This window comes from Pseudoalteromonas sp. G4 (assembly GCF_028875915.1).
Classification (GTDB): Bacteria; Pseudomonadota; Gammaproteobacteria; order Enterobacterales; family Alteromonadaceae; genus Pseudoalteromonas.
The window spans coordinates 26,138-33,406 of sequence record NZ_JAPEHW010000046.1; the positions used below are offsets into that span (position 1 = coordinate 26,138).

General features: G+C 38.8%; 5 protein-coding genes and 1 pseudogene. 3 read left to right on the forward strand and 3 right to left on the reverse strand.

The genetic code is table 11. The annotated features are described in order from the left end of the window. Positions 1-17 precede the first annotated feature (17 nt). Together ON073_RS13480 and glsB are read left to right on the forward strand one after the other, a co-directional pair. Positions 18-1,892, forward strand: a complete 1,875-nt coding sequence (locus ON073_RS13480; RefSeq protein ID WP_274762404.1) for a YfiR/HmsC family protein — start codon at positions 18-20, stop codon at positions 1,890-1,892. A gap of 120 nt (positions 1,893-2,012) precedes the next feature. Next, entirely contained in the window at positions 2,013-2,930 is a 918-nt protein-coding gene (gene glsB, locus ON073_RS13485; protein ID WP_274762405.1) for a glutaminase B, read from the forward strand. Here the strand turns inward: glsB and ON073_RS13490 are convergent. Genes ON073_RS13490 through ON073_RS13500 form a run of 3 tightly spaced genes read right to left on the reverse strand, consistent with a single transcriptional unit; the run spans position 2,927 to position 6,881 of the window. Next, entirely contained in the window at positions 2,927-4,498 is a 1,572-nt protein-coding gene (locus ON073_RS13490) for a sugar porter family MFS transporter (RefSeq protein WP_274762406.1), read from the reverse strand. The two genes, glsB and ON073_RS13490, sit on opposite strands and share 4 nt — an antisense overlap. Next, positions 4,488-5,498: a LacI family DNA-binding transcriptional regulator gene (locus ON073_RS13495; protein WP_274762407.1), complete on the reverse strand. Its 1,011-nt coding sequence runs from the start codon at positions 5,496-5,498 to the stop codon at positions 4,488-4,490. Before ON073_RS13495 ends, ON073_RS13490 begins: the two co-directional genes overlap by 11 nt. Before the next feature lie 42 nt (positions 5,499-5,540). Next, positions 5,541-6,881: a GH1 family beta-glucosidase gene (locus tag ON073_RS13500; protein ID WP_274762408.1), complete on the reverse strand. Its 1,341-nt coding sequence runs from the start codon at positions 6,879-6,881 to the stop codon at positions 5,541-5,543. A 207-nt stretch (positions 6,882-7,088) separates the two neighbouring features. Between ON073_RS13500 and ON073_RS13505 the strand changes: the two are divergent. Continuing rightward, positions 7,089-7,269, forward strand: a pseudogene (locus ON073_RS13505) (glucose/galactose MFS transporter); the annotation flags it as partial.

A 7,269-nucleotide genomic window follows, 5' to 3' on the forward strand; every position in this document is an offset into this window, starting at 1 on the left:
CTTCACGGATTATTTTTGTGATTTCTTTACTATTTTTATTGATGCCAGCTATGGCAGAAAAAACCGTTGAAGAAACAAAATTAAAATCTGCGTTTATCGGTCAGTTTTCGCAATTTATTAGTTGGCCAACGCCTTTAAAACATATTGATATCGCCTACTTAGGTGATGATGATGCTTATTGGCAAAGCCTTAATGACATGGCTTTAAACATCAAACAAGCCGGCCCATTTAAACTTTCAAGGCTCTCTAACCCCGCTGAAGTAAGCAATACAAAAATAGATATTTTAGTGGTGGATAAAAGTCGTAATGAACTATTACCCCAGCTTCAAGCCAGTATAGAAAAACGCCCAATTTTACTGATTACAGAAAATGTGACAGACAACAAATTAATCGGTATTAATTTTTTTAAAACAGTGAATCAAACACTATCGTTTAAGTTAAATCGCTATAACTTGTTATACCAAGGTTTAAAAATTGATAAAAACATTGTGCTACTTGGCGGTTCAGAAATTGATGTTGCCAATATGGTTAAAGAAATGTCCTTTAAACTTTCTGAATCATCACAACTTATTGATAAGCTAAACGAACGTATAAACTCTCAAAATAAAAATATTGCCGAAAAACAACTTGTCATTAATCAAAAGCAATTGGAAATAAACGAAAAAAACAGTGAATACCAAAAGCTAATCAAAAACTTTAAGCAAGTTGAAGAAAAATATCAAAGTGCCCTTGCCCAACTAGAAATTGATTTAAATAATTCACAACAAGCGCTTGATAAAAACACTTTGGCACTTGAAGAGCAACAAACAGCCCTTACTAAAATTGCATCAGATAAAACCGCCCTGAATTTACAAGTTAAAAACAATCAACAACGCATCCAAGAGCAGCTTAATACGCTGAAGTCACTTGAGGGTCAATTGAGTGATAAAGAAAAAGCTCTTGTTACAAAAGAGCAACAAGTACAAACAACCACTCACAACTTAATGCTCAGCTTACTTGGTCTATTGGCGTTTGCTATCTTGGCTATAAGTCTTTGGTATTTTAATAAAAAGAAACATACGCTTAACCAAATTTTGGCATCCCATAACCAAGAGTTAGAAGAAGTAAATCTCGCACTTGTTTCCACTCAAAAGCAATTAGTCGAATCAGAAAAGATGGCTTCACTTGGCGGGATCGTTACAGGTGTAGCTCACGAAGTAAATACGCCGCTTGGTTCTGCAATTACCGCGACATCTCACTTAAGTGAAATTACAACCGATCTATTGGCCGATTTTAAAGATCAAAAACTATCCAGCAGAAAATTCGATCAAGTACTTAACGAACAAATTGAAGCAACCAATATAGTCTTTAAGAACTTATGTCGCGCCGCCGAACTAATAAAGAGTTTTAAACAAGTATCGGTTGACCAAGTTTCTGAAATGGCAAGGGAGTTTGAAATAGTTGAATACCTAAACGAGGTAGTGATCAGTTTACGTCACCAAATCAAGCGGCAAAACATTGAAGTCGAAATCATTTGTGATAGCACATTTGTAGTTTATAACTATCCGGGTGTGATATCGCAAATATTCACAAACCTTATCATAAACTCTATCACTCATGGCTTTAAAGCGGATGTTGCCGGTAAAATTACCATCACAATCTCTGAGTACCAACAGCAAATACACATTGATTATTTAGATAATGGTATTGGCATTGATAGCGCGTTAGGCGATAAAATTTTCGACCCATTTTTCACAACAAACCGTCATGCGGGTTCAACAGGGCTTGGTTTAAGTATTTGTTACAACCTAACTAGCCAAAAATTAAAAGGTTCTATTCAATTACTTGAATGCGATAGTGGTGCGCACTTTCAAGTGCAATTTCCAAAACGCTTAGACACCGCCAGCAAGTAAGCTTTTTTTCAAGTCACTTATTAGATTTTCTAAGCTGTTCAAATTAGTTCTTTTCGTTGGTGAAAGGTCATTAAATTATTTTATAGTGATACGTCTCACTAAAATTACTCAGGAAACCAAATGACACAAATCGCTTCATTGTTATCAACGATAAATACCCAATGCCAAGCGCTATTTGGTCAAGGGAACGTCGCCAATTACATTCCTGAGCTAGCCAAGATTAACCCGAAGCAATTTGCTATGGCAGTACTCACTGTTGATGGTAAAATTTATACCACAGGGGATGCTAAAACACGCTTTAGCATTCAGTCTATTTCAAAAGTACTTACGCTTTCGCTTGCATTACAACGCTATGGTGAATCTTTGTGGCAACGTGTTGGAAAAGAGCCATCAGGTACGGCGTTTAACTCACTTATTCAGCTTGAAATGGAAAATGGCGTACCGCGCAACCCATTTATTAATGCTGGTGCCCTTGCCGTGTGTGACGCACTTCAATCACGCGTAAGTGCACCATTACATCATTATTTAGAAACGGTGCGAGAGCTCTCAGGCAACAGTAAAATCAATTTTAATAAGTTTGTGTCCAAATCTGAGTTCAAGCATCGATTTCGTAATGCTGCAATGGCTAACTTAATGAAGTCGTTTAACAATTTTGATAACGATGTAGATGCCGTGCTGAGCAATTATTGTAAATACTGCGCCATAGAAATGAACGTTGTTGAACTAGCTAAAACCTTTAGCTTTTTAACCAATAAAGGGGTTTCGCAAACTACAAAAGAAACCTTTATTTCGCGCAAACAAAACTCACAGCTTAATTCGCTGATGTTTACCAGTGGTTTATATGATGCCGCGGGTGATTTTGCTTATCGCATTGGTATGCCAGGTAAATCGGGGGTTGGTGGCGCAATTTTAGCTATAGTACCAGAGCGCTACACAGTCGTTGTTTGGTCGCCTGAATTAAATCAATATGGCAACTCGATTGCAGGCTTACACGCACTTGAAATGTTCGCCAAAGAAATGGAAATACAGTTATTTTAGTTTTCCAAAGCTTTGGCTTGGTTCACATATTCAAGTGACTGCCCTTTCGTTTCAGGCAAAAAGCGAACGATTAATACCAATGTAAACAATGCGCACACACCATATATTAAAAAGGTAATTGCCGCGCCTAAGTTAGCTAGCTCCCAGGGAAATACTAATTGTACTAAAAAGCTCACACCGCTGTTAATCAACGCTAAAAAGGAAATGCCAATACTACGCAATTCGCTTGGAAATACCTCTGAGAAAAATACCCACATTACAGGCCCCAGCGACATAGCAAAAGACGCAACAAATGCTGTGATACCAAAGAGCACAAGCGCTGCATTAATATCGGTAGCGCGCATTAATATGTCACTACCAAATTGCCTAAATTGCTGTTCACCAATGGCCTCAATCACCGCATTTTTAAATGCAATATCAGAGGTATACACTTTAGCTAACAGCGGCGACAGATTAGCCGCATTTAACTCTTGATGGGTTGCTGCTAACGCAGCGACATCTTTATCATTAATTTGATAAGTTGCTTGTTTAAAGCCATAGCTACAAATCAGCATGCTTACACAAACCCCAACCAATCCAATAATAAGTAAGGGCTTTCGGCCGAATTGATCAATCGTTATCAGCGCTACAAGGGTAAACAACACATTAATTGCCCCAATCCAACTTGCTTGTAAAAACGCAGCATCAGTACCAATACCACTTTGCTCAAAAATCACTGGTGCATAAAAGAAAATAACATTGATGCCTGATATTTGCTGGGCTATCGCAAGGGTAATTCCCATCAACAGAGCTAATCGTACTTTACCCGCAAACAAGCCTTTTAAACGAGTGAAAAAAGCACTCTGTTTTTGTTCAATCACGCTTATCTCTTCAAGTTGTGCGTCTATATCTGTTTGCGAAAACAATCGTTTGAGTACTGCTTTTGCATCTGAATGATGGTTTTTGAGCACCAACCAGCGCGGGCTTTTTGGTAATAAAAAGAGTGCTAAAAACCACACTGTCGCTGGCACTAATTCTAATGCTAACATCCAGCGCCAAGTTTCAGCCTGCGTACCAAAAAGCGTTAACGTGTTACCTTCTGAATGACCCAGTTGCAGTAAAAAGTAGTTTGAAAAATACGACACCGATAAACCAATCACAATATTCAATTGGTTGATAGACACCAACCTGCCGCGCGATTTAGCCAAACTAATCTCAGCGATATACATGGGCGTGATTAGCAATGAACAAAACGCCAAACCACCAATAAAACGCGCCAAAACTAAACTTTCAAAATCAAAAGCGACAGCAGAAAAATAAGCAGAACAGATATATAACAAAGCAACCGCAATTAAGGTATTGCGACGGCCAAATTGATCACTTAAAAAAGCCGCAAAAAAACTGGCAATAATTGCACCTAAGGTAGGCGCACTTACAACTAACCCTTGTTGCCATTCATCAAGCGAAAATTGTTCTGATATAAAGCCGATAGCACCAGAGATTACCGAGGCATCAAAACCAAATACAAACCCGCCAAACGAGGCAATAAGCGCAAATTTAGCTGAGGGAGAGATTCGATTAGTCAGCATGCAAAGCCCCAAGAGAGTCACGAATTATTAATTCTGGTTTAAATAGATGATTAATTGGCGTTGACGTTTTCGTATTATAAATATTGCTGAGCACCCAATTAGCAGCCATTTCACCCATTTTCGCAATCGGGTTATCAACGGTTGTGAGTTTTGGATATAAGTAACGGGCAAATAACACATTATCGAAGCCAATAATCGATAGTTCGTTTGGAATACTAAGACCATGCTCACGGGCGGCCGTCATTGCCCCAGACGCCATTTCATCATTTGCACAAATTAATGCGGTAAATGTGTTATTTTGCTTGAACAAGGCATTAAACCCGTCTTGCCCTTCTGACTCATGGTATCCGCCTTCAAAGCATAAACTGCTATCAAACGAAATTCCTGCTTCTTCAAGTGCTTGTTTGTGCCCAGCTAAACGCTGCTGCGCGTCTTCTTTAAAATGCGGGCCGCTGATGTAGGCAATATTACGATGCCCTTGCTCTATTGCTGCTTTGGTTGCTAAATAACCGCCTAATTGGTTATCAAGTACAATGCAGCGCTCTTGAAGAGATTCGATATTTCGGTTGATCAAAATGATCTCGATATTATTGTCGAGTAAGGATTTTAAATACTCTTCAGAGACTGCTTCAGCATTTAATATAAGTGCATCACAGCGTCGGCTAATTAAGAATTCAATGGCTTGTTTTTCTTTTTCGGCTTCACTGTGGCCTGCAGTGATCACTACATGCTTGCCAGCATCACGCAGCATAGATTCAATTGAGCTCATCATGTCACCAAAAAATGAACCGTGCAGTTCAGACACCAACAAGCCCACACTATTACTGCGATTTGAGGCGAGTGACTGTGCAATTGCATTGGGTTTATAACCAAGCTCGGCCATCGCTTTATGCACTTTTTCTTTAGTGCGCTCGCTCACTCTCGCATTGCCGTTTATCACACGTGAAACGGTTGCTAACGATACCCCAGCGGCTTTTGATACTTCGTAAATAGTTGCCATAAAAAAGAAAACTGCTTCTACATTCAATAAATTTAATAGTTATTAGTTTGAATTTCTAGCGTTTATTAGTGCTTTGTACGCAAGCGCGCTGTGTTTAAGCGTGCGCTTTTGTGTTTCGTAATCCACATGCACTATGCCAAAGCGCTTAGTATACCCTTCTGACCACTCAAAGTTATCTAATAAACTCCAAACAAAATACCCTTTGACTGGCACTCCTTGCTGAATTGCTCGTTCTACAGCAAGTAAATGTTCATCAATGTAATCAAAACGTGCTTGGTCAATTACTTCACCATCAGTGATTTCATCATCAAATGCAGCGCCATTTTCAGTGATATAAATATTTGGTAATTCAAAGCGTTTATTTAAGTCAGTTAGTAAATCAAAAAAAGCACTTGGTACAACTTCCCAGCCCATTGCTGTTTTTGCATATTCATTTGAGTCCACTTCTTTAAACAGTACATTATTGCCTGCTTGATACACCTTACGGGTATAATAATTAATACCAATAAAGTCGAGTGGCGTAGAAATAATTGCCATATCACCTGCGGCGATATCCGGCTTCACTTCCTCAGGCAATAGATTAACAATGTCTGGATAGCGCCCTTCAAGTAACGGCATTAAGTACCACAAATTCAAATATTCATCCGCATGGCGACAGGCAATGGCATCCTCAATTGAATCTGTTAATGGATAACAAGGCGAGAAATTAAGTACAATGCCGTTTTCAGTACTTGGGCTTAAACGGTTTAGAATTTCCATTGCTAAACCGTGAGCTAAAAACAAATGATGCGCTGCCACCTTACCTGCTTTTTGGTCGGTATGCCCTGGCGCATGAATGCCTAATTCATAACCTAAATAAGCAGAGCAGAATGGTTCATTTAACGTAGCAAATGAATCAACATAAGGTGAAATGTAAGGCGTGATTGTTTCTACATAATTGGCAAACTCATAGGCTGTTTGACGATTTAACCACCCACCTTGTCTATCAAGGTAATCTGGTAAATCCCAATGATAAAACGTCACAAAAATCTTAATACCATGCGCTTTTAAGGCTTGAAATAAGTTGATATAAAACTTAACACCTTCAAGGTTTACCGTACCGTCTTCTAACATAACGCGGCACCATGACAATGATAAACGGTACGCATCAACACCAATATCGGCCATGATGGCAACATCTTGCTGCCAGTGGGTTACATGCTCACAACTTACATCGCCATTGCTGTTATCTGCGATAGTGCCTTCTTTTTCACAAAAGGTGTCCCAGTTTGCCTTTAATCGTGTATTACGCGCACCTTCAATTTGGTATGACGATGTGGCCACACCAAATGTAAAATCTCGCTGCATCATGTTACTTGTCTTGGCTAAGCGAAAATGCTTCATGGTCATTAACACCTTGTTTTATTGTGATTTTAATAGCTGACACTTAAAAATTAGCGAATCAAAATCCGATTTCTATTTGATATTTTAAACGCTTTCTGCAATTATCAAACTATAAATGTAAGCGCTTACATAATTAAATGTAAGCGCTTACAACAAAAAAATCAACTGGAGATCATTGTGAGTTCACCCAATCCACTAAATCAGACCGTGCAAGTTGAGGCAAGTAATACCTCTAACACCCAGTTTGCACTCGTTGCTTTAACTAGCCTCTTTTTTATGTGGGGTTTTATTACCTGTCTTAATGACATTTTAATTCCCTACTTAAAAGAAGCTTTTACCCTTAATTACACCCAAGCAATGCTTATTCAGTTTTGCTTTTTTAGTGCTT